Raw genomic sequence first — 1355 nt, 5'->3', positions numbered from 1 at the left:
GTGAACCCCCCACCCGACTCCTCCACCACATGCCGCACCAACCCACCCAGCACCTCCACCCACGCCCCCGCCAAACCCCGCAACTCCACCTCACCCATCACCCCCACCGGACACACCAACGACAAAACCAACTCCGAACCCCCACCCGGAACATCACGCACCACACCCCCCGCCTCCAACTCATGCACCAACCCCATCCCCGCCGGGGCCGTACCCCCCAACCCCAACTCCGTGTCCAGTCCCCACACCCCACCGCCACCGCCACCGCTGAAGCGGCCCAGATAGTTGAAGCCCACCCGCGCCACCGGCAGACCCTCGAACCCGGCAGCCGACTCCGGGTTCACATACCTCAACAACCCATAACCCAGACCGTCCCCCGGCACCGCCCGCACCCGCTCCTTCACCCGCTTCAACAACGCACCCACCCCACCCCCCGCAACCACCGGCCCCACATCCACCCGCACCGGAAACGAAGCAGTGAACCAACCCACCGTCCGCGACAGATCCACACCCTCCGACCACGACACCCGACCATGACCCTCCACATCCACCAACAACCCACCCACCACCCCACACACCTCACCCAACGCACCCACCAACCCCGCCAACAACACCTCATCCACCCCCACACCAAACGCCAACGGCACCCCCGACAACACCCCCGACACCCACCCCACCGGAACACCCACCTCAACCCGCCACACACCCCCACCCACCACATCCCCACCCACCCCCCGCGCACCCAACGGACCGGTCCACACGTCACGCAACTGCTCTTGCCAGAAGTCAAGTTCGGCAGTGAAGCCAGGACTGGCCGCCTCGGCCGTCAACGCCCTGGCCCACCCGCGGAACGACATCCCCGTCCCGTCCAACGCCGTCTCCGGGCGTTCGTACGCCAAGGCCACGTCCGGTACCAGGACCTGCCAGGACACCCCGTCCACCACCAGGTGATGCACCACGAACAACAACCGACCCCGCTCACCCGGACCCCGATCGAACCACACCACCCGCACCATCCGACCCGCCACCGGATCAAGCAACTCCCCCTCCACCTCCACCCGACCACGCACCAACGCCACCAACTCACCACCACCCACACCCACCGCATCCACCCGCTGCACCACCACCCCGGCCGTTCCCCGCTCAGGAACGACAAGCCGTTCGGGCACCCCGTCCACCACCTCCAACCGCGCCCGCAACACGTCATGCCGGTCCATCACCGCACGAACAGCCACCTCCAACCGCACCCGATCAAGCCCCGCCGGCACCTCCACCACCAACGACTGCGCAAAACCCCCCGTCAACGCCACCACACCCGCACGCCCCACCAACTCCCGCATCACCGGCGTCAACGG

The 1355-nt window shown here is 67.8% G+C and carries 1 protein-coding gene; it reads right to left on the bottom strand.

The genetic code is table 11. The features are described from left to right. Positions 1-1355, bottom strand: a 1355-nt coding sequence (locus tag ABT092_RS30955) for a condensation domain-containing protein (protein ID WP_351249834.1), incomplete at both ends; no start/stop codon positions are given.

It is taken from the genome of Streptomyces sp. NPDC002490, from assembly GCF_040296045.1.
In the GTDB taxonomy this organism is placed as follows: Bacteria; Actinomycetota; Actinomycetes; order Streptomycetales; family Streptomycetaceae; genus Streptomyces.
Note: the sequence above shows the minus strand (reverse complement) of the source record. Positions and strands in the feature narration are given on the sequence as shown.